Source organism: Pseudomonas fragi (assembly GCF_900105835.1).
In the GTDB taxonomy this organism is placed as follows: domain Bacteria; phylum Pseudomonadota; class Gammaproteobacteria; order Pseudomonadales; family Pseudomonadaceae; genus Aquipseudomonas; species Aquipseudomonas fragi.
Map to the genome: position 1 here is coordinate 4347484 of NZ_LT629783.1, position 21854 is coordinate 4369337.

Genomic DNA, 21854 nt, shown 5'->3' on the forward strand with positions numbered 1-21854 from the left:
TCAAGAACAGAAAAAGGACATTGGCACCCTCTCTTCAGGTCGGAGGTTTGCAGGGGGAGTGTTGGTCATGTATCACGCAAATGCCATCTCCCTGTCAGATTATTCATTGAACGGGATTTCATCTGTGGCGGCATCCCGACCAAAGTCGGGCACTTCATACAGATGGCTCGGGTAAAAGTGACATCTGTGTATTTTCAGGGGTCTCGGGTCGTGCAATCCTTCCAGGCCTTCCTGTTCTGTTGGCCGACATCCGTGACTTCTTTTGAACCTGTAACCTGCAACATCATCCGTATTGCCGCTGCTGTATTGATCGGCCCCGATGGCCGAACCCTGCTGGTGCGTAAACGCGGCACCCAGGCCTTTATGCAGCCCGGCGGCAAGATCGATGCCGGTGAGCAGCCGGTTGAAGCCTTGGCCCGCGAGCTGGAAGAGGAACTGGCGCTGGTGATCGACCCTGCCAGCGCCACCTGGCTGGGCCATTTCGCCGCGCCGGCGGTCAATGAGCCAGGTTTTGAAGTGCAGGCCGAGCTGTTTCTGGTACATATCAGTCAGCCAGTAGTTGCCGCGGCAGAAATTGAAGAAGTGCAGTGGATCGATCCTCAAGGCGATGGCGGCCTGGTTCTGGCGCCCTTGACCCGGGATCTGGTCCTGCCGTTTTATCGCCAAACCTTGCAAACCCGGATGGCCTGATGATTCCAGCCCATGATCTGCTGATTTTTACTGCGGCCTGCCTGCTGTTGGTGCTGACGCCGGGGCCGAACATGCTCTACCTGATCTCTCGCTCCATCTGTCAGGGGCGCAAGGCCGGGGTCACGTCGTTGATCGGTGTGGTTACGGGTTTTTTCGTGCACATGTTTGCCGCCGCTGCGGGGCTGACGGCGGTATTTATGGCTGTACCTATGGCCTATGAGGCGCTCAAGTGGGCCGGCGCCCTTTACCTGTTGTGGATGGCCTGGCAAGCGGTGCGTCCGGGTGCCCGATCGCCGTTTCAGGCTCAGGAACTGGCGCCCGATTCCACCTCGAAATTGATGACCATGGGCTTTATGACCAGCGTATTGAACCCCAAGGTAGCGGTGTTCTATCTGTCGGTCTTCCCGCAATTCATCACCCCGGAGCACGGTTCGATGTTCACACAGAGTATTGTGTTGGGCCTGACGCAAATCAGCGTCAGTTTCACGGTCAACCTGCTGATCGCCCTGTTCGCCTCCGGTATCGCCGTGTGGTTTGTGCGCAACCCGCTATGGCTGGCGGTGCAGCGCTATGTGATGGGCTGCGTGCTGGCTGCACTGGCGGTGAGACTGATGCTGGAACAACGTAAAACCGTATGATCTGGACCCGTAATGGCTATAGAACTGCTTGAACCTGCAAACGCCAAGGCTTACCGCCAGTTGATGCTGGAGGCCTATGCGCTGCACCCTGAAGCTTTTGTGTCGACCATTGCCCGACGCGAGCAATTACCCCTGAGCTGGTGGGAAGCCAAACTGGATGATGAGCTCAGCGCCCTGTTTGGTGCTTTTGTCGATTCGCAGCTGGTGGGCATGGTCGGATTGGCCTTCGAGCCCTGGGAAGATGCCCGGCACAAGGCCACGTTGTTTGGCCTGTATGTGACCGGTGCTTTTCGCGGCCAGGGGCTGGGCGAGGATCTGGTGCAGGCGGTGCTGTCGCTGGCAGAGCAAGAGCCTGAAATCAAGGTGATCGAACTGACCGTCAGTGCCGGCAGCGATGCGGCGCTGACGTTGTACCAGCGCTGCGGGTTTGAGCAGTCGGGTCTGGAAGACAGTGCGATCCGGGTGGGGGAGGCGTACTACGACCGCGTGCATATGCGTCGGTTGGTTAATGTAGAAGAGAACTGACCGAGGCTTATGGTGGGAGCGGGCTTGCCCGCGATGGCCAGACTTGGACGTACCTGTTGCACCACGGCGCTCTTATCGCGAGCAAGCCCGCTCCCACAGGGGGTTGGGCTTGGCAGAGGATTGAGTGGGCGCACCATAATCGGTGGGAGCGGGCTTGCTCGCGATGTCCAGAACTGGACGTACCTGTTGCACCGCGGCGCTCTTATGCGAGCAAGCCCGCTCCCACAGGGGGTTGGGCTTGGCAGAGGATTGAGTGGGCGCACCATAATCGGTGGGAGCGGGCTTGCTCGCGATGTCCAGAACTGGACGTACCTGTTGCACCGCGGCGCTCTTATCGCGAGCAAGCCCGCTCCCACAGGGGATTGGGCTTGGCAGAGGATTGAGTGGGCGCCCCTTAATCGGTGGGAGCGGGCTTGCCTGCGATGGCCAGACCTGGGCGCACCTGTTGCGCCGCGGCGCTCTTATCGCGAGCAAGCCCGCTCCCACAGGGGGTTGGGCTTGGTAGAGCATTGAGTGGGCGCCCCTTAATCGGTGGGAGCGGGCTTGCCCGCGATGCAGGGGCTTCGGTCAGGTCTGGTTAACGCACCGCACTCACCCCATCCAGCGTCGAGAACGAGGTGTCCTTGGCGGTCAGCAAGAAGTCGCGCATGTACGGGGCATCCAGCATGTCGGCGCGGATTGCGGCGTACAGCGTCGCAAACAGGCCTTTCTCGCCCAGGCGCTTGGCCTTCACATAACCCCGCGAGCTGTATTCATGCAGCGCCCAGTGCGGCATCCCGCACACACCACGGCCGCTGGCTACGAGCTGCATCATCATCACCGTCAGCTCCGAGGTACGAACCTGGGCCGGTTCCACATCGGCCGGTTCCAGGAATCGGGTAAAGATATCGAGCCGGTCGCGCTCCACCGGGTAGGTGATCAGGATTTCAGTACTCAGGTCTTCAGGCACGATAAACGGCTTGCTGGCCAACGGATGCTGATTGGCCACTGCCAGCATGGCTTCGTAGGTAAATAGCGGCACATAGGTCAGCCCGGCGATTTCCTGCGGGTCGGACGTCACCACCAGGTCCAGATCACCCCGGGCCAGTGCCGGCAACGGGGCGAAGGCGAAGCCGGACGCCAGATCCAGCTCCACCTCAGGCCAGGCATCACGGAACTGGTCGATGGTCGGCATCAACCACTGGAAGCAACTGTGGCATTCAATCGCCATATGCAGACGCCCGGCCGTACCGCCCACCAAGCGGGCGATATCACGCTCGGCCCCGCGCAGCAACGGCAGCATGGCATCAGCCAGTTGCAGCAGGCGCAAGCCGCCGCTGGTGAAGCGTACCGGTTTGGTCTTGCGCACAAACAGGGGCATGCCCATGCGCTCTTCAAGCTCTTTGAACTGGTGGGACAACGCGGACTGGGTCAGATGCAGGCGCTCGGCTGCTTCCACCAGGCTGTCTGATTCGCGCAACGCGTGCAGGGTTTTGAGGTGACGAATTTCCAGCACAGTGGCTCCATGAGTAATTTTGATGATCAACACGAAAACGTTGAGTTTGTCTCATGTTGCTGTGGCTGTCGATAATTGCGTCATTACTTACACGAAGGAATGTCGTTATGGCCCTGGCACACAATCTTGGTTTCCCCCGTATCGGCGCAGACCGCGAGCTGAAAAAAGCCCTCGAAGCCTACTGGAAAGGCGATATCGACCAGGCCGCGCTGAAAGACGTTGGCCGCCAATTGCGTGCCACACACTGGCAACTGCAAAAAGACGCCGGTATCGACTTGCTGCCGGTGGGGGACTTCGCCTGGTACGACCAGGTGCTGACCCACTCGTTGACCTTCGGCGTGATCCCTCCGCGTTTCGTCGCCACCCTCGACGAGCAGCGCCGCCCGACCCTGGACACCCTGTTCGGCATGGCCCGCGGTGCCAGCCATAGCTGCTGTGGTGAGCACGGCAAAGGCCAGCACGCCCAGGAGCTGACCAAGTGGTTCGATACCAACTACCACTACCTGGTACCTGAATTCAGCCTCGACCAGCGCTTTGAACTGAGCTGGCACGAGCTGTTCGAAGAAACCGCCGAAGCCCTGGCCCTGGGCCACAAGGTCAAGCCCGTGATCATCGGCCCGCTCACCTACCTGTGGCTGGGCAAGGCCAAGGGCAATGCATTCGACAAGCTTGAGCTGCTGGAAAACCTGCTGCCGGTGTACGCGGACATCCTCTCCCGTCTAGCGGAGCAGGGCGTGGAATGGGTACAGCTGGATGAGCCGATCCTGTCGCTTGACCTGCCCCAGGAGTGGAAAAACGCCTTCGAGCGTGCGTATCACATCCTTCAGTACTCGCCACTGAAGAAACTGGTAGCCACGTATTTCAGCGGCCTGGAAGACAACCTCGGCCTGGCCGTGGGCCTGCCGGTCGATGGCCTGCATGTAGACCTGGTGCGGGCTCCCGACCAGTTGCATGCCATTCTAGATCGTCTGCCTACTTACAAAGTGCTGTCCCTGGGCCTGGTCAATGGTCGCAACGTATGGCGCTGCGACCTGGAAAACGCCCTGGCGCAACTGCAGGAAGCCGAAGAGCGGTTTGGCGACAATCTGTGGGTGGCGGGCTCCTGCTCGCTGTTGCACAGCCCGGTGGATCTGGATCGCGAAACCAAACTGGATGCCGAGCTGATTAGCTGGCTGGCCTTTGCCAAACAGAAGTGTGCGGAAATCGCCGTGCTGCGTGACGCCCTGAATATCCCGCAAGCCCCGGGCGTGCAAGCGGCACTGGCCCAAAGCCGCGCCGTACAGCAAAGCAGGGCCAACTCGCCGCGCATTCACAAGGCAGCCGTGCAGGCCCGGCTTGACGCCATCACCGAGGCCGACAGCCAGCGCCAGTCGCCGTTTGCCACGCGCATTGAATTGCAGCGTGCCCGTCTGAATTTGCCGGCTTTTCCGACTACCACTATTGGTTCATTCCCGCAGACTGCTTCGATTCGTCTGGCGCGTCAGTCGTACAAGCAAGGCAAATTGTCGACCAGCGAATACACCGACGCGATGCACAGCGAAATCCGCAATGCCGTACAGGTACAGGAGCGTCTGGGCCTGGATGTACTGGTACACGGCGAGGCCGAACGCAATGACATGGTCGAGTACTTCGCCGAGCAGCTGGACGGCTACGTGTTCACCCAATACGGCTGGGTACAGAGCTACGGTTCGCGTTGCGTCAAACCGGCGATCATCTTCGGCGACCTGAGCCGCCCGCAGGCCATGACCGTGGAGTGGATCAAATACGCCCAAGGCCTGACCGACAAAGTGATGAAGGGCATGCTGACCGGCCCGGTGACCATGCTGATGTGGTCCTTCCCCCGCGAAGACGTGTCACGCAAGGTGCAGGCGCAACAACTGGCGCTGGCCATCCGCGATGAAGTGGTGGACCTGGAACAAGCCGGCATCAAGATTGTGCAGATCGACGAAGCCGCGTTCCGCGAAGGCTTGCCGCTGCGTCGCGCACAATGGCAGGAATACCTGGACTGGGCGGTAGAGGCCTTCCGCCTGTGCGCATCAGGTGTAGGTGACGAAACCCAGATCCACACCCACATGTGCTACAGCGAGTTCAACGACGTGATCAAGTCGATTGCCGAAATGGACGCCGACGTCATCACCATCGAAACCTCCCGCTCGGACATGGAATTGCTGGAGGCCTTTGAAGCGTTCGACTACCCCAATGACATCGGCCCGGGTGTGTATGACATCCACTCACCGCGGGTGCCGGACACGGCTGAAATGGTCAAGTTGCTGAGCAAGGCTGCCCGGCGCATTCCGGCCGAACGCCTGTGGGTCAACCCCGACTGCGGCCTTAAAACCCGCGCCTGGGCCGAGACGGAAGCAGCGCTGATCAACATGGTCGCGGCGGCACGGCAGTTACGCACGCAAGCAGCCTGAACGGCGATTTAAGTTAACCCTCTACAAGCTGCACGCTGCAGGTATTGACCTGCGGCTTGCAGCTTTTTTCTCGTTTCCTCCCTGCTTTTTTCATTGCCATAAATGCCTACTAGTGCGTCGGTGTTTTCTGACAAGCGGACTTCATCTCTGTCAGTTATGACAGTAGGCAGCCTCCCTTTCCAAGCGCGTAATTGACCTCAACAGAGCCAGTCCTTGGCTCAAAAAAACCGATGATCTGTCCACTTCTGCGGCGGATGGTCGGAGTGATTCCTGTCACAACGAATCAGCAATCAGCTTGAGGTTATGGTCATGGCAATCAATAAATCTACCGATACAACTGATAGCCCACCACCCGAGGGGGAACTGCCGCCAGAGGTCATCGTGATCGGCGGTGAACCACCTGTCGACGACAAGCCTCCCGTGGGCGATGAGCCGCTTGAAGACCTGGAAAATGAAAGCGATATCGCCGCGCGCGAGGCCTTGCTTACGCTGCATCAACAGCTTGTAAGTTTCGGTTTCAGCTCCGTGTTCGAGGTCGTCCAAGATGGGCCCTCAGGGTTGAATGCTCGAATACAAGAGCAGACGGGGCTGACAATAACGGAGGAAGAGGCAAACACTTTCTTCAATCAGGCAGAGGCTCGTGCCGCGGGCCTGACCCGGCTTTATACGCAACTGAGCGCGCGCGGCGATCCTGCCGTGTGTTCGGTAACCAAACTCGAAGCCATCGTGGATGACACCCTCCTGGTAGCGCGCTCCCTGGGCAGTGGCGGTAACTACGAACAATGGTTCAGCAGAACCATTCCCAACGGCTTTTCCCATCCGGATTCGGCGGGCTCCTTGTTTTCCCCGGCCAGTTATCTGACCGATCTGTATCGCGCTGCCAAGCCGCTGCACCCGTCCTCTAACGGCTTGCAATTGAACCAGCGACGCCCCGATTTGGGCGCGCTGGTGCTGAGTGATGCCAACCTGAATGAAGAAATCAGCACACTGGAATTGACCCTGGAGGTGTTGAAAGCCGGTGTCACGGGCAACGTTGACGATTTGCTGCGCACGTCTATTTATCCGATGGGCTTACCTTACAACCATGCAAACGAACAAATCCGCCAAGGGTTACAAGCTCGCAAAAGCAGCTCTGCTGAATTGTGGTCGGTGCTGGGTGATTTCGAGGGGAAGGCACTAAGGCAGGAAAATAATCTGAGCAGTTGGGCAGGCTTGATGCCCGCTGCTTATGCGCAGAATGCGCTGGGGGTATCCCCAGAGTTGTTCAATATCCTGACTGAGGCATCCAATAGCAGTTACGGAAGTGTCAGTCGTTACTACGGAAAATCCTACACTGATTACATGTTCAAAGAAACAAATCTGCGTGGTGCCGTTAAGCTATCGACGAATACCATTCTGACAGCGTTGGGGGCAGGGCCTTACTATGATGCCTCTAATCGGTCTGGGGCTTCACCGGAGATTGTTTCATGCCAAGTTTATGGCGCTCGTTATATCAACGGTTGGGCTGGTGGCGATCAAACGGTAAAACCATTTTACTGGTATATAGGCGCTACGCTAGGCCATCCAGTACCGCGCCCGGTCAACGACCCAACGGACAGTCAGTTGTTCAACCGCAGCAATGCGGCCTTTGATCGTCTTAATCGTATCCTGCGCCTGCACCGCCATGTGAATGTGCTGTCTTTCGAGGAACTGGACTGGCTGATCGCTCAAGCCTGTACCGATATCAGTACTTACCCGCTGACACAACCCCTGCAAGCACTGGCGGTTTACCTGCCTTTACGCCAGCGCTATGGCATGACGGTCGACAATTTCGGCGCCTGCCTGGGCGTACTTAACACTTTTCACAGCGCTGGCAAATCCTCGTTCTATACATCCTTGTTTGGCAGCAGTGACCTGATCGGCCAGACCAATGTCGACTTCCAGCAAACCACGCAAAACCAGGGATCACTGCGAATACGGGCACAGCTGTGCCAAGGTTTGAAGATTGACGATGGCACACTGATCGTACTGGCGCAGTTCCTGCCAGGCATGAACGCCAACAGGGTGCTGGCGACGTTGGGGCTGGAGCAGATTTCGGCGTTGTACCGGATAGTAGCTATCCCTCGCCTGTTCGGCTTGAGTGTGGCCGAAGCCCTGCATTTCTGGGATTTGTTCGCCGCCCCCGATGCGATTGTCCGCGCGCTGGCCGAGCCGCGACCAAACCAGATCGCCCTGGGTGTGTTGATCCGCACCGGTTACCTGGTGGACTGGATGCGCACAGCCGAGCTGGAGCCGGGGCAACTGGTCGCCCTGACCAGCCGTCGCTACCCGGTGCAGGGCACACCTGAACTCAAAGTGTTTATCGAAAATATCTACAGCACCCTGACCGGCCGCGCGCCAGTGGATACGGCGCGCCAGGCCAGCGAGATCGCCGAACTGCGGGCACTTATGGCACGCCATATCGGTGCCGAGTTCAACCTCAAGGCCAATATCGCCGCTGCTGCCCTGCATTGGGTCGATGCGGTTGCCAAGGATATGACCCCCACGCTTGAGGGGTATGACCTGATGAGCTTCTGGGCAGATATTGAACGTATCTGCCAAGGGGTGACGACACTGGACGGCCAGCCCCGGGCCGTCCAGTACGCCTACCTGATACGCCAATTCGCTCAGGTGTGCCACTGGGCACAGTTGGGTGAGCAGGATCTGGGCGTGTTGCTGCCCGTGAGCTCTGCCATTCCTTCTGCACTGACGGGCGAACAAAAATCCCCTCCCTTGACCCTGGCGTTGCTGCTGTTGCTGTCGCGCTATGGCAAGTGGTTGCGCACGCAGGTCGCAGACACCGCCGAAGCCCGCAGTTATCTGCGGCGCGCCGCGGCCCTGGACCCGACGCTGACCCTGGACGTCGCTGCACAACAGATCAGCGATCTGCATGGCTGGGATGTGGCGCAAACCCTTGTGTTGATGAAGGGCAACGTACCGCGCAGCTTTGCGGCGCTATTGCCCTTGCTGCAAAAAATGCAACTAGGCCAGCGCCTTGGCCTGTCCCCGAGCGATTTGTCCTGGGTCGGCAAACTCACTGAATCTGCCACTGTTGATCAGGCCACGCTCACCTTGATCGCCGCCAAAGTCATGGCCGCCGCACACGGCTAACCCGAGAGAAACCGCTATGAACAAGAAATTACTGGCCGGTCTTAACGAAGGCCAACGTGATGCCCTGGTTCCCTATTACCTTCATCATGTGATCCCCGGGCGCGGCCTGGGCGCTCTGGCGAGCAAAATCAAGACTGCCGAGGACTTATACGAATACCTGTTGCTCGACCCCAATGTGTCTGGCCAGATCAAGACCAGCCGCATTGCTGAAGCCGTGGCCAGTACCCAACTGTATTTGCACCGTTGCCGCGAGCAACTGGAGCCCGAAACGGTTCAGTCAGCGATGGAAAACGCTTCACGCGAAAATGGTTATTTAAGTCGCTGGAATGCCTATAACAAGCGTTATTCAACATGGGCCGGTTTGCAGCGGTTGTTGTACTACCCGGCCAGTTATATCGATCCCGAGCTGCGCTACAGCAAAACCCAGTTGTTTGAAGAGCTTGAGACTGCCATCAATCAAGGCCGGATCACCGAGGAACGAGTCGAGCAAGCGTTCAGCCAATATGTCAGCGGCCTGCGCAAAGTGCTGGATATCCGCTATGACACGGGTTATCAAGTTGAGCCTGCCGGTGAGCAGGGCGTGGCGTATTTCCTGGGCAGTATTCCTGGCACCCCCGGTGAATATTACTGGCGCCGTGTCGATAAAACCGATCACGGCAACAATTCAAGAGTTCGAAATCCGGCCTCGTGGAGCCAATGGCTCAAAATTGATGCGCCGTTGCAATCGATGCCCGACACGGTGCCGTCGATTGTGTACTTTGCCAATCGCTTGCATGTGGTGTGCATCCATGAGTTTTCCAGCGGTGCAAAAGCAAGCGGCACCGCAGAGGTGACTGAGGCTGATGTAGTGATGAGCTATGAGTTGCAGATCGCCACCTTGCGACCAAGCGGGCAATGGTCGCTGCGCAACTGGAAACTTCTGGACAAACCCAATCGAGTGTTTGCAGTTGAATTGCGGGAGGCTGCGCCAAACAGCGAACGTATGTTGGGTGTTTTTGTTGAGGTGAATGGCGAAATTGATCTGTTGCGTTTCAATAAACTTTTGCAGATGTTTGACTCGGTCGGCAGTGACGTGGTTATTAATGCTGTTTATAACGATAAAAAGTTCGCAATGTATGTGGATTTTCTTGTCCAGCAACCACTTGTATATGTGCCTGCTGTACCGCCAGCTCAACTGTCGGTTACAAGTAATTTTGACTATAATGCTTTGGCTAGTCATGGCTTTAGAGTGAGTCAATTTATATTTATCAATGCGTCAGGTTTGTTGAGTATTACGTTCGTTGGATCGGCTAGCAAGCCGAACCGTACTATGTATGTGCTGCGAGTCAAAAAGGGTGAGGAACTTGTATTTGTTACTCAAGTTACACTGGATCTTGTGAGTGATCGCACATACAGAGTTAATACGAGCGTGTCATTTTCTGATTTTGTAAGAGATGCTTCTTATCGTATTGAGATTAGTTTTCATCTGACCGACAGCTTTATGGATTTGCATAGAAGTGCTCCTGCTGTTCTGGCACAAGTATCCAACTTCGATACCTCGAAAAATTTATGGATTCCCACTAGCTTTACCAGCGCCGGCCGCACCCAAATGCTATATTCGAAACCAGCCGGTGCTAAGGAGTACGTGCTCACCACACTGGCCTGTCCAATGCTCGAACAAAAAATGCTCACTGGTGTGGATTCACTGTTGTCATGGGATGTGCAGCAGGTGCTGATCGATCCGAACGGGTACGAAGGAGGGACAACAAATCGTGCTATCAGCTTCGAGGGCGGTGTGGGGCTCTACACCTGGGAGCTGTTCTTCCATGCGCCGTTTCTGATTGCCAACCGCCTGTTGGCCGAACAGCGCTTCGACGAGGCCGATCTCTGGTTCAAGCGTATTTTCGACCCGGCGGGTTATCGAAATGCTGACGGTGTATTGCAAAAAGTTGACAGTAACACGCGCTATTGGAATGTAAAACCTCTGCAGAGTGACGCGGCCTGGAACTCGTCATCCCTGATCGATACCGATGACCCGGACGCGATCGCTACAGCCGACCCGATGAATTACAAATTGGCAGTGTTCCTGCGCGGACTGGAGCTGTTGGCAGCACGCGGTGACCAGCTGTATCGCCAGCATACCCGTGACAGCCTGAGCGAGGCGAAAATGTGGTACGTGCAGGCCCTGCAATTGCTCGGGGTACGCCCTGAACTTCCGTTAGCGCAGGCATGGAACGCACCGACACTGCAGGCAGCAAGCACTACGTCCAATGTGCGATTGCTTGATCTGGAAGGTGTGGCCGAAGAGCAACTGGCTGTGCTTGCCCCCGCTTCCCCCCGGCAGATAGCTATTACCAACGGGCCATTTCGGCCACCGGTCGATACTGCGGTGCTGGCCTACTGGGATCGTTTTGAAGGGCGGCTCTACAACTTGCGACGTCATCTGTCCATTGATGGTCAACCGCTGGCGCTGGAGTTATTCGAGGCCCCTGCGGACCCCAAAGCGCTGCAACTGGCACGTCAGGCTGGAGATGGCGCAGGTGGCCTGCAGGCAGGCGGTACACAGGCCCTGTGGCCGCAACGCTTTATGGTGTTGCTCGAGCGCGCGCGTAATGCGGTGCAGCAGGTGATCCAGTTTGGCTCCAATTTGCAGGGTGTACTTGAGCGCCGCGACGCCGATGCCTTGAGCGTGCTTCAACAAACCCAGCAGGGCGGCTTGCTGGCCTTGATGGGCGAAGCCCATTCAGCCAATCTGGCCTCGCTGCAACACACCCTGAGCGGGTTGCAAAACACCCGAGCCACGACCCTTGCGCGTCAGCAACATTATGATGCGCTGTACCTGGAAAATATTTCCGTGCAAGAGCAACTGGCAATGGATTTGCGCAGTCAGGCGACATTCCTCGAGGACTCGGCGGGCGTCTTGCGGGTAGTCGCCGGGGGGCTGAATCTGCTGCCCAATATGGCCGGGATGGCCGTCGGATGGGGTGAAGTAGGTGGCCTTGTCGATGCCTACAGCGATGTGTTGCGTGTAAAGGCAGGCATGAATCAGGGGCAGGCGGCCAAGATAGATGCGTCCGAGATGTACCGTCGCCGGCGCCAGGAATGGGACTTGCAGCGCGACCAGGCGCGGCGTGAAGGTGAAGTCATCAGCACTCAGATCGACTCGCTCAACGAGCAGATCGCGATGGCTGATAAACAACGCCAGCAAACCGAGATGGAACAAGCCTGCAACGATGCGGTGCTTGAAGTAATGACCACCCGCTTCACCGGTCAGGCACTGTTCAACTGGCAGGCCGGGCGCATGTCCACGCTGTATTACCAGCTTTACGACACGGTGTCCTCGCTGTGCTCACAGGCCCAAAAAAGTTATGGCTGGGAAACCGGTGACAACCGTAAATACCTGCGCCCCGGCAACTGGAGCGACCTGTATCAAGGCTTGCTGGCAGGCGAGAGCCTGTTACTTAGCCTGCAACAGATGGAAGCGGCCTACCTGAGTTGGGATCAGCGTGCGCTGCAAGTGCGCAAAACGGCTTCGCTGCGCACCCTGGAGCCCACGCTGATCGACACCATCAAACAATTGCTGACGTCTGATAATGTGGCCATCATGGCCGCTGAAAAAACCGCACAGTGCGTGGAGGTTGAACGGGACAGCGACAATAACCTGGTGCTGACCTTCAAGCTTGAAGACCTGAATATTCAGGCCGACTACCCATCGAGCCTCAACCTGGGCAATAGCCGTTTGATCAAGAGCATCAGTGTGTCCCTGCCAGCACTGCTGGGCCCTTATGAAAACGTGCAGGCGCTGCTGCGTTACAACAGCAACAAAGAGTTGGCAAATGGCTGCAAGGCGGTAGCGTTGTCCCATGGTCTGGATGACAGCGGGCAGTTCCAGCTGGACTTCAACGATGGGCAGTACCTGCCGTTTGAAGGCTTACCGATCAATACCGGCACGTTTTCTCTGGTATTCCCAAATGCTCACAGTAGCCAGAATGCGATGTTGCTTAGTTTGAACGACATTATTCTGCACATTAATTACACGATTCGTTAACCGCAAATACAGGAGGGCAAGGGTTGTAAACGCTGTTCATGTGGGAGCGGGCTTGCTCGCGACGGGAACGCCGCGGTTCAACCAGATAACCGCGGCGAGCTTTTCGCCAGCAGGTTCGCTCCCACTCTTTTTGGCTTTAGCGCACGATTTTATCGACATGAATGTCGAGCTTTTTCAGGCGATACCAGAAGCTGCGTTCTGAAATCCCGATCAGTTGCGCTGCCGCCGCCTGTACGCCATTGGCTTGTTGCAGGGCGCTTAAAATGTAGGCTTTTTCGACTTCGGCCAGGGCTGCCTCCAGATCGGGGGGAACGCCCGGCCCTGGAGCGAGCAGGGCACTGCCCTGGCCAGGTTGCGCGCTGAACAGGTAGGGCGGCAGATCGCTGTCCTGGATGGTACTGCTGGTGGCTACGATGATGGCGCGTTCGACGCAGTTTTGCAGTTCGCGAATATTGCCCGGCCAGTGGTATCGGGCCATCGCCTGCAGGGCGCCGGGGCTGAAGCCGCTGATGCGTTTGCCCGCAGTCGCCCCCAGGTTGTGGGCAAAGTGCCGCGCCAGCGGGGTGATGTCTTCCACCCGCTCGCGCAAGGCGGGCAGGGGAATGGGGAATACGTTCAGGCGATAGTACAAGTCTTCGCGAAACTCTTTGTTGGCCACCGCCTGCAGCAGGTTTTTATTGGTGGCCGCGATAACCCGCACATCCACCTTGCGCTCACGCGGGTCGCCCACGGGTTCGATCACCCGCTCTTGCAGCGCCCGCAGGATCTTGGCCTGCAACGCCAAGGGCATATCGCCGACCTCATCGAGAAACAGCGTGCCCTTGTCGGCCTGCATAAAGCGCCCGACACGGTCCGCCACCGCTCCGGTAAACGCGCCTTTGCGATGGCCGAACATCTCGCTTTCCAGCAGCCCTTCAGGAATCGCCGCACAGTTGACCGCGACAAAAGGTTTGTCGGCGCGGCTGCCGTGTTTGTGGATGGCGCGGGCGACCATCTCTTTGCCGGTGCCGCTTTCGCCGGTCAGCAGGATGGTGGCATTGCTCTCGCGCACCGAGTCGATGGCCTGCAGCACCCGACGAAAGCTGGCGCTGTCGCCCACCAGGCTGTCGATATGCTGGTGCTCGTCCAGTTCGGCACGCATGCGCGCGTTGTCGCACAGGATGTCGCGAAACTGCAGGGCCTTGCTGACGGTGATATCCAGTTCGTCGATATCAAAGGGTTTGGATATGTAGTCGTAGGCACCGTTCCGCATGGACTGCACGGCATTTTTTACCGTGCTGTAGGCCGTCATTACGATCACTGGCACATGGGGGTAACGCAGCTTGACCTCGGCCAGTAGCTGCGGGCCATCCATGCCGGGCATGCGCCAGTCGCTGATCACCAGGTCGATAGCTTCCTGCTCCAGAATGGCCAGTGCCTGTAAACCGTTGCCTGCGGTGTAAACCTCGATCTCGTTCTGGCTCAGTGCCGAACTGAGCAGGTCGCAGAGTTTCGGTTCGTCGTCGACCACCAGCACGTTATGACTCATGTCAGATCCCCTCCGTGGGCCGGGATATACAGGTTGAAGGTAGCGCCGGCGCCTTTTTCGCTGATGCATTCGATACGGCCATCATGGCTGTCCATGATGGAAAAGACCTTGGCCAGCCCCAGGCCTGTGCCTGACGCCTTGGTGGTTACAAAGGGGGTGAAAATACGTTCAAGCATATCGGCTGCGATCCCTTCTCCGGTGTCGGCAATACCAATGATCGTGTAGTCATCTTCACGATTGATGCGTACGGTCAGGTGCCCGCCGTCGGGCATGGCGTCGATGGCATTCAGGATCAGGTTCAGGCACGCCTGTTTCAACTGGCCAGCATCGGCATACAGGGTGGCACCGGGTGCCTGATCGTCGATATGGGCCTCGATGCTGTGGCTTTCCAGCTCCGGTTTGCAGAAGCCCAGGATGTCCTCCACCAGAGGCCGTGCGGCCTGTTGCGCACGCACCGGGGCGCTGGGTTTGGCGAAGTCGAGAAACTCGGTAATCAGGTCGTTGATGCGGGTGACTTCGCTGACCACATATTCAAGATGGCGTTTGTCGGTTTCGCCCAAGTCGGCACGACGGTGCAGCAGCTGGGTCGCGGTCTTGATAATGCCCAGCGGATTGCGGATTTCATGGGCCAGGCCCATAGCCACTTCGCCCAGGGCATGCAGGCGGTCGCGGCGGCGCAGTTGGGCTTCAAGATGATGCAGTTGGCCCAGACGCGCCGTCATATGGTTGAAGGTGCTGCTCAGTTCGGCCAGCTCGTCGTTGCCCGACACTGCCACGCGCTGGTTGTAGTCCCCGGCAATCACCGCGCGCACGCCTTCGGACAGACCGCGCAACGGCCGGGTAAGGCGCTCGGAGACCAACCAGCCAACCGTCAGGGACAGCACCGAGCCGAGCAGGAAGATCAGCGCGAACAGGTTGGTCTGGTTGACCAGCCCCACCAGGCTGGTATGGCGTAGCAAACCGCTGTAGATCACGCCTTGCAGCTCGCCGGTGTCGTTGAGGATCGGCCAGTACAAGCCGCTGTAGCGGCTGGTGAACTGCTCGCTGGGCTGGCGCGTGGTGCGCAGGATTTGCTCGATGGCATGGGGCACCACGGGCTGGCGGTCTTCGAAGCGCTGGCTGGAGAATATTTCGGCAAAACCCTTGGGGTTGGACAGGTACAGGCGCAAGTCGAGGGAGTGCACGTCAGCCACGCTGGTCAGGAAGCTGCTGTCCATGTAGGTGGCGACCAGCAGTTGATAGTCCTCGCCATCCTGGCGGGTGGCAAAGGTTGATACCACGATGCCGGTAGGTACGCCGTCCACATCGATGGTTTGCAGCACAGCGTTGGGTGCAAGGCTGATCTGCCCGACGATATTGTCGCTGACGGTGCTGTACACCACCTTGTGGTCGCTGTCGCGAATCAGTGCCACCACGTCGATGCCCATGGCGTCGGCAATATCTGTGCTCAGCCGGTCATGGCGCACGGCTTTGCTTGAGGATGGCGGGTGGGTGTATTGCAGAAACAACTTGGCGGCACGGGCGTTGTCCGCAAGGGTCTCGCTGATCTCGTCCTTGACGATTTTGGTCGACTCCTGCAGCCAGACCCGCACGTTGCTGTCGAAAATCTGCGACAGGGTGGTCGCCGCCAGTTCGGCGGCGATCATGGTCGGGATCACGCTGACCAGCCAGAACGCCAGCACCAGTTTGCGCTGTACGGTCCAGCGCGACACTTTGAAGGGATGGGGCTGGCGTGATGGATCTGGGGTATTGGGCATCAATGATCTCTGGGTGCAGCCGCAAGGGCGGATCAACAGTGTGTATTGATCCGCAGGTGCCCGTCGAGTCTAGACCGCATGCGCAACCTCCGGGAGACGGGCAGTGGCCACGCTGCTGTTGTTCTTGATAAAGGCATCGCTCAATTCGATCACGCGGCGGTATTGCAGGTCGACGGTGATCATGTGGTAGCAGTTGTCGAGCAGCACCTTGGTTACTGGCCCGCCCAGATGGCGTTCGACGTAATCAGCGTTCCAGCGGCTGGTGATGTCATCCTCGATGGAGTGCACCACCAATGCCGGGGTGGTGATGGATGGCATGCGTTTTTTCACCACCGCGTTCATCCGGTGCAATTCGCGCACGGTGATGCCTTGCATCGTCAACAACCCGGCATTGCTGCTTTCACCGGCTTTCATCTGGCGTTCGACAACGGCTCTTAATCGCTGGTTTTTAATGCCGTACGGCGGTTTTTCCGCAAAACTGCACAGGTGCACACCAAAGGGGATCTTCATCAGCAGTGGGGTCATAAAGGCCAGTTTGTTGATGCTCCAGCCGTCGTAACGCAAGGTGGTGGAGTACATCAGCAACCCGGTGACCTGGCCCTGGTGTTCGGATGCCAGATACATCGACATTACAGCGCCCATCGACAGCCCGCCGACGAACACCTGCCGGTGGCGCTGGCGGATCCCGGCAAAGGTTTTGCGCACCCCCTCGTACCAGTCCCGCCAGCCGGTGGCTTGCAGGTCGCTGTTGTCACCGCAGTGCCCGGCCAGGGTGGGGACGTACACCGTACATGTCCCGTCCCTGGCCAGGCCCTGGGCCACCCGGCGCAATTCCGTCGGGGTGCCGGTGAGGCCGTGGATCAACAGGACCCCGACCTCACCCGTGCCGAGAACGAAACCGGCGTCGCCTTCGCCCAGATCGATCTCGGCGCTGTTCATCGTTTCATGGCCCGGGCCAGCAGGCGATCGAGCAGGGCGATGCCCAGGTCGATTTCGGCGTAGCTGATTTCCAGCGACGGTGCCAGGGTGATCACGTTTTTGTAATAGCCGCCCACGTCCAGAATCAGGCCCAGGCGCTTGCCGTCGATTTCGATATCGCCCTTCATGCCTTCTTCAACCATATAGTCGAGGGTGGCCTTGTCCGGGGTGAAACCGTCCGGGCCGCAGATTTCGCAGCGCAGGGCCAGGCCCAGACCGTCGACGTCGCCAATGATCGGGTAACGTTTCTGCAGGTCTTGCAGGCCGTCGAGGAAGTATTTGCCCTTGGCCATGACCATCGCGCCATAGTCGACTTCGCTGGTCATCTTGAACATTTCCAGGCCCACAGCGGTACCCAGCGGGTTGGAGGCGAACGTGGAGTGGGTCGAGCCTGGCGGGAATACTTTCGGGTTGATCAGCTCTTCACGCGCCCAGATGCCGCCCAGCGGGTTGAGGCCGTTGGTCAGCGCCTTGCCGAACACGATCACGTCGGGCTTGACGTCGAAGTGCTCGATCGACCACAGCTTGCCGGTGCGCCAGAAGCCCATCTGGATTTCATCGACCACCATCAGGATGCCGTGCTGATCCAGCACGTGCTTGAGTTCGCTGTAAAAGTTCATCGGCGGAATCACATAGCCGCCGGTGCCCTGGATCGGTTCGACGTAAAACGCGGCGTACTCGCTCTGGCCGACTTTCGGGTCCCACACACCGTTGTATTCGGTCTCGAACAGGCGGGCGAATTGCTGCACACAGTGGCTGCCGTATTCTTCCTTGGTCATGCCTTTTGGCCCACGGAAGTGGTAAGGGAACGGGATGAAATTGGCGCGCTCGCCAAAGTGGCCGTAGCGCCGACGGTAGCGGTAGCTGGAGGTGATCGACGAGGCGCCGAGGGTACGGCCGTGGTAGCCGCCTTCGAAGGCGAACATCAGGCTTTTGCCGTTGCTGGCGTTGCGCACCACCTTGAGCGAGTCCTCGATGGACTGCGAGCCGCCGACGTTGAAATGCACGCGACCGTCAAGGCCGAACTTGTTTTTGGCGTCGACCGCGATGCGCTCCGACAGCTCGATCTTGCCCTTGTGCAGGTACTGGCTGGCGATCTGCGGCAGGGTGTCGATCTGTTGTTTCAGGGCGTTGTTCAGGCGCGGGTTGGAGTAGCCGAAGTTGACCGCCGAGTACCACATTTGCAGGTCGAGGTAGGCCTGGTCTTCGGTGTCCCAGACGTAGGAACCTTCGCAGCGGCTGAAAATACGTGGCGGTTCGATGTAGTGAACGGTGTCGCCGTAGGAGCAATACTTGGCTTCTTTTTCCAGAAGAGTCTGGTCTTCAGGGGTAGCGATTCGAATATCAGACATGATTGAAGAGTTCCTGCTGTTCACGAGAATAGTGGGGAGCGTTGGCGGCGTGGCTCGGCAATTTGGCGAGCAGAGCCGGGAGTTCGGCGAATGAGTCGAAGCGCGCGTAAGGGATGCCATTGCGTTCGCAGTGCTCGGCCAGGCTGTCCTTTGCAAAGACGAAATCGGCGCTGGCGGCCACGCACATGTCGGAGCGGCCATCGCCAATCACCAGCACGCGTTTGCCGCCGGGGGTGGATTTGCATTTGCAGTTGCCCGAGGCCGCGCGGCAGGCGTCGCTGGAGTAGGGGAAGTCGATGCGCCAGCTGTTGTGGTCGACCTGGCGCAGGCGATTGGCCAGGATCGGCAGCAGGCTCACATAGTTGCGGGCCAGGATGCGGGCGATACCTTGCTCGATGCCGTCGCTGACCACTTCGAGGGAGGCGCCCAGGCCAATCACGTGGTCGACGAAATCCGGGAAGTCGGGGTCAATCTCGACCGTGTCGAAATAGGCCAGCAGCTCGGCCGGCGTAGCCTTGACCAGCGACAGCTGGCGACTGAGGCATTTCCGCGAGCCGATTTCACCCTGCAGCCATTGTTCTTCAATCGCTTCCCAGTCGGGGTCGGCGAAGCGTTGAAGAATGTTGTCGATGACGTCGGTGCGGGTAATGGTCCCGTCGAAATCACACACGATATGCCATTGCATCATCTGCATTGTCCTGTCGAAAAGACGCGCCTTTTTGCGCTTGCGACAGGTCTTTGCATTGACTGTGCCAATCGGCCAGGCCCCCCTGTTTACGGGGTTTCACGAATATTTCGGCGGGTGAAGCTACAAAATTTGTAGCTTGCTACAAACAACATCAGTGCTTGCGCAAAGGGTATGAAAAAGGGATTGATGCGCGCATGAATCCCTGTGGAACCCTGGCCATGAAAACCTCTGTCTGTGCTTTTTTGCTGCTCGTAGTGTTGGGGGCCGGCGCCCAGGCTGCGGACGGCCCGCGTGGTGAGGCGGGGGTTGGGTTTGGCTATCAGCCCTACGATCCCAGTGGCAGTCGCTATCAGACAGTGCCGCTGCCGTACTTCGATGTGGACTGGGGGGATGTCAGCCTCGATACCGATGATGGCCTGACCTGGAGCGCCCTGAAGGTTGATGGCTGGAGCGCGGGGCCGTTTCTCAACTACCTGTCGGGCCGCAATGCCAATGGTTCGTTGCGCGGGTTGCGTGATGTGCCGGACATGGCGCAGGTCGGCGGCTTTGTGCAGTACAGCTCTGCCGAGTATTGGCGTGTGTACGCGCAGCTTGGCCAGGCAGTGGGTGGTGCAGGCGGTCAGGGCGGGTTGTTGGGGCAGGTGGGCGGGGAGTTGGGCTACCCGTTGGGGCGGGGCATTGTCGGCAGCAGCCAGTTGGCAGCGCACTTTGCGGATGGGCGGCAGATGTCGACATTCTTTGCGGTGAGTGACACTGAGGCGCAAGCGTCGGGTATTTCAGCCTGCAAGGCGGGGGGTGGCTTTCAGAGTTTGACCCTGACCCAGAACGTTGAAATCCCGTTGGCGCAACACTGGTCATTGGTGGCCAGCGCCGGCTTGACCCATCTGCTGGGTTCGGCGGCGCAGAGCAGCATTGTCAAAGAGGTCGGGGAGGTGAATCAGGGAGCAGTACAAACGGCAGTGAGTTACAAGTTCTAACGCTGCCCCGCAGGTGATGGGGTGGCTGTCAGTGCAAGCGCACCCACACACTGACCAGTACCGTCGCCGCCATCAGCCAGGCCACCGCGGCCAGCGCCAATGACGCTTCAAGGCGCATGCGGTCGACCAGTACATACAGCGCGGCAAGGTAGACAAAGTAGGGAATGATCGACCACATGCCGAACACAATGGTGGTTTTCAGGTCTTCCACCGATCGGCCTTTGCCGACAATGTAGTGGGCAATCAGGGCAAAGGTCGGGAACAGCGGCACAAGGCCGGCAATGTAGTAGTTTTTGGTCTTGGCCAGCATCGCCAGAATGATCACCACGCCAGCGCCCAGGGCCGCTTTGAGTATCAGGTCCATTAGTGTGTCAGCCCGTATTTTTTGACTTTGTCGAAAAGGGTGGTCTTGGCCATGCCCAGCTCCTGGCTGGCCTGGGTCAGGTTGCCGCCGCTGCGTTGCAGGGCATCGGTGAGCAGGTTGCGTTCAAAGGCCTCCACCGCCTCGGAAAATCCCAGCCCCTGGGCTACGTTGCTCCCCGATTTCTTGAAAGCAGGCAGGCCCAGGGCGAAGCGCTCGGCCACGTTGCGCAGTTCGCGCACATTGCCCGGCCAGTCGTGGCTCATCAGGCTGGAGACCGTCTGGTTGTCCAGCTCAGGGGCGGTGCGGTCGAATCGCAGGGACGATTGCTGCAGGAAGTACTCGAACAGTTGCAGGATGTCTTCGCGACGTTCGCGCAACGGTGGCAGCTCCAGTGTGACCACGTTCAGGCGGTAATACAGGTCGCTGCGAAACTGGCTGGCCTTGCTCAGTTGGTCGAGGTCGGACTTGGTCGCCGCGATCACCCGGCAGTCAACGTCGATGCTCTGGTTGGAGCCCAGGCGCTCCAGGGTGCGCTCCTGCAATACCCGCAGCAGTTTGATCTGCAGGTTGAGGGGCATGCTTTCGACTTCGTCGAGAAACAGCGTACCGCCATGGGCGTGTTCGATCTTGCCGATACGGCGTTTACCAGCGCCGGTAAAGGCATTGGCTTCGTGGCCGAAAATTTCGCTTTCAAACAGGTTTTCTGGCAGGCCGCCGCAGTTCAGGGCGACAAACTGCTGGGGCTGGCGGCGGCTGAAGTCGTGCAGGCAGCGGGCAACCAGCTCCTTGCCGGTGCCGGTTTCGCCTTCAATCAGCACGTTGGCCGAGGTATCGGCGACGTTGGCGATCAATTCGCGCAATTGTTGCATGGCTGGCGAGCGACCGATGATGCGCCCCTCCAGGGAGTCGCGCTCGGCCAGCTGACGGCGCAGCGACCAGACTTCCCGCGCCAGGCTGCGTTGCTCCAGCGCGCGTCGGGCCACGTCCACCAGGCGCTCGGGCGAAAACGGTTTTTCCATGAAGTCATAGGCGCCATCACGCATGGCCCCAACGGCCATGGAAATGTCGCCGTGCCCGGTAATCAGTACCACCGGCAGGGTGCGATCGCGACCCTTGAGCTGCTTGAGCAGCTCAAGGCCGTCCATCCCTGGCAGGCGAATATCACTGATAACGATGCCGGGAAAGTTATCGCCCACCAGCGCCAGGGCCTGTTCGGCACTGCCGACGCCTTCGCTGCGAATATCTTCGAGTGCCAGCGCCTGCTGGCAGCCGAGCAGAACATGGGGATC

General features: G+C 58.7%; 16 protein-coding genes. 7 read left to right on the forward strand and 9 right to left on the reverse strand.

Translation table 11 applies throughout. The features are described 5' to 3' along the window. The first annotated feature begins 210 nt into the window (after positions 1-210). Genes BLU25_RS20000 through BLU25_RS20010 form a run of 3 tightly spaced genes read left to right on the forward strand, consistent with a single transcriptional unit; the run spans position 211 to position 1853 of the window. Positions 211-690, forward strand: a complete 480-nt coding sequence (locus tag BLU25_RS20000; RefSeq protein WP_016779665.1) for an NUDIX hydrolase — start codon at positions 211-213, stop codon at positions 688-690. After that, entirely contained in the window at positions 690-1328 is a 639-nt protein-coding gene (locus tag BLU25_RS20005) for a LysE family translocator (protein WP_016779666.1), read from the forward strand. The genes BLU25_RS20000 and BLU25_RS20005 overlap by 1 nt, the downstream gene beginning before the upstream one ends. A gap of 12 nt (positions 1329-1340) precedes the next feature. Continuing rightward, positions 1341-1853, forward strand: coding sequence for a GNAT family N-acetyltransferase (locus BLU25_RS20010; protein ID WP_016779667.1), 513 nt, complete (start codon positions 1341-1343; stop codon positions 1851-1853). A gap of 577 nt (positions 1854-2430) precedes the next feature. Here BLU25_RS20010 and metR read toward each other — a convergent pair. After that, the gene (metR, locus tag BLU25_RS20015) at positions 2431-3348 is read right to left on the reverse strand and encodes a transcriptional regulator MetR (RefSeq protein ID WP_016779668.1); all 918 of its coding nucleotides are present in this window, start codon (positions 3346-3348) and stop codon (positions 2431-2433) included. A gap of 107 nt (positions 3349-3455) precedes the next feature. Between metR and metE the strand changes: the two genes are divergently transcribed. Then, complete coding sequence (gene metE / locus BLU25_RS20020) at positions 3456-5765, forward strand: 5-methyltetrahydropteroyltriglutamate--homocysteine S-methyltransferase (RefSeq protein ID WP_016779669.1); 2310 nt, start codon at positions 3456-3458, stop codon at positions 5763-5765. A gap of 273 nt (positions 5766-6038) precedes the next feature. Here the strand turns inward: metE and BLU25_RS23800 are convergent, their stop codons facing one another. Continuing rightward, on the reverse strand, positions 6039-6308 hold the full coding sequence (locus BLU25_RS23800) for a hypothetical protein (protein WP_228795950.1): 270 nt from the start codon (positions 6306-6308) through the stop codon (positions 6039-6041). Between BLU25_RS23800 and BLU25_RS20025 the strand changes: the two genes are divergently transcribed. Both BLU25_RS20025 and BLU25_RS20030 read left to right on the forward strand, forming a co-directional pair. Next, positions 6291-8894: a Tc toxin subunit A gene (locus BLU25_RS20025; RefSeq protein ID WP_324187941.1), complete on the forward strand. Its 2604-nt coding sequence runs from the start codon at positions 6291-6293 to the stop codon at positions 8892-8894. The genes BLU25_RS23800 and BLU25_RS20025 overlap by 18 nt on opposite strands. 16 nt (positions 8895-8910) lie before the next feature. Beyond that, entirely contained in the window at positions 8911-12921 is a 4011-nt protein-coding gene (locus tag BLU25_RS20030; RefSeq protein ID WP_083369798.1) for a Tc toxin subunit A-related protein, read from the forward strand. A gap of 136 nt (positions 12922-13057) precedes the next feature. Here the strand turns inward: BLU25_RS20030 and BLU25_RS20035 are convergent, their stop codons facing one another. From BLU25_RS20035 to BLU25_RS20055, 5 genes are all read right to left on the reverse strand, one after another. After that, entirely contained in the window at positions 13058-14449 is a 1392-nt protein-coding gene (locus tag BLU25_RS20035) for a sigma-54-dependent transcriptional regulator (RefSeq protein WP_016779672.1), read from the reverse strand. Next, positions 14446-16206 (reverse strand): sensor histidine kinase, encoded by a 1761-nt coding sequence (locus BLU25_RS20040; RefSeq protein ID WP_016779673.1) that lies wholly within the window; start codon positions 16204-16206, stop codon positions 14446-14448. The genes BLU25_RS20035 and BLU25_RS20040 overlap by 4 nt, the downstream gene beginning before the upstream one ends. 69 nt (positions 16207-16275) lie before the next feature. Next, positions 16276-17145: an alpha/beta hydrolase gene (locus tag BLU25_RS20045; protein WP_083369799.1), complete on the reverse strand. Its 870-nt coding sequence runs from the start codon at positions 17143-17145 to the stop codon at positions 16276-16278. After that, a complete protein-coding gene (locus BLU25_RS20050) occupies positions 17142-18536 on the reverse strand; it encodes an aspartate aminotransferase family protein (protein ID WP_016779675.1) in 1395 nt (464 codons plus the stop codon). Before BLU25_RS20050 ends, BLU25_RS20045 begins: the two co-directional genes overlap by 4 nt. Next, on the reverse strand, positions 18529-19224 hold the full coding sequence (locus tag BLU25_RS20055; RefSeq protein WP_016779676.1) for an MtnX-like HAD-IB family phosphatase: 696 nt from the start codon (positions 19222-19224) through the stop codon (positions 18529-18531). Before BLU25_RS20055 ends, BLU25_RS20050 begins: the two co-directional genes overlap by 8 nt. Before the next feature lie 218 nt (positions 19225-19442). Between BLU25_RS20055 and BLU25_RS20060 the strand changes: the two genes are divergently transcribed. Beyond that, complete coding sequence (locus tag BLU25_RS20060) at positions 19443-20201, forward strand: MipA/OmpV family protein (protein ID WP_016779677.1); 759 nt, start codon at positions 19443-19445, stop codon at positions 20199-20201. 28 nt (positions 20202-20229) lie between these two features. Here BLU25_RS20060 and BLU25_RS20065 read toward each other — a convergent pair whose 3' ends face one another. Both BLU25_RS20065 and aauR read right to left on the reverse strand, forming a co-directional pair. Next, complete coding sequence (locus tag BLU25_RS20065; protein ID WP_169845903.1) at positions 20230-20556, reverse strand: GlpM family protein; 327 nt, start codon at positions 20554-20556, stop codon at positions 20230-20232. Positions 20557-20564: 8 nt separating this feature from the next. Then, positions 20565-21842, reverse strand: a complete 1278-nt coding sequence (gene aauR, locus BLU25_RS20070; RefSeq protein WP_228795929.1) for a two-component response regulator AauR — start codon at positions 21840-21842, stop codon at positions 20565-20567. Positions 21843-21854: the final 12 nt, after the last annotated feature.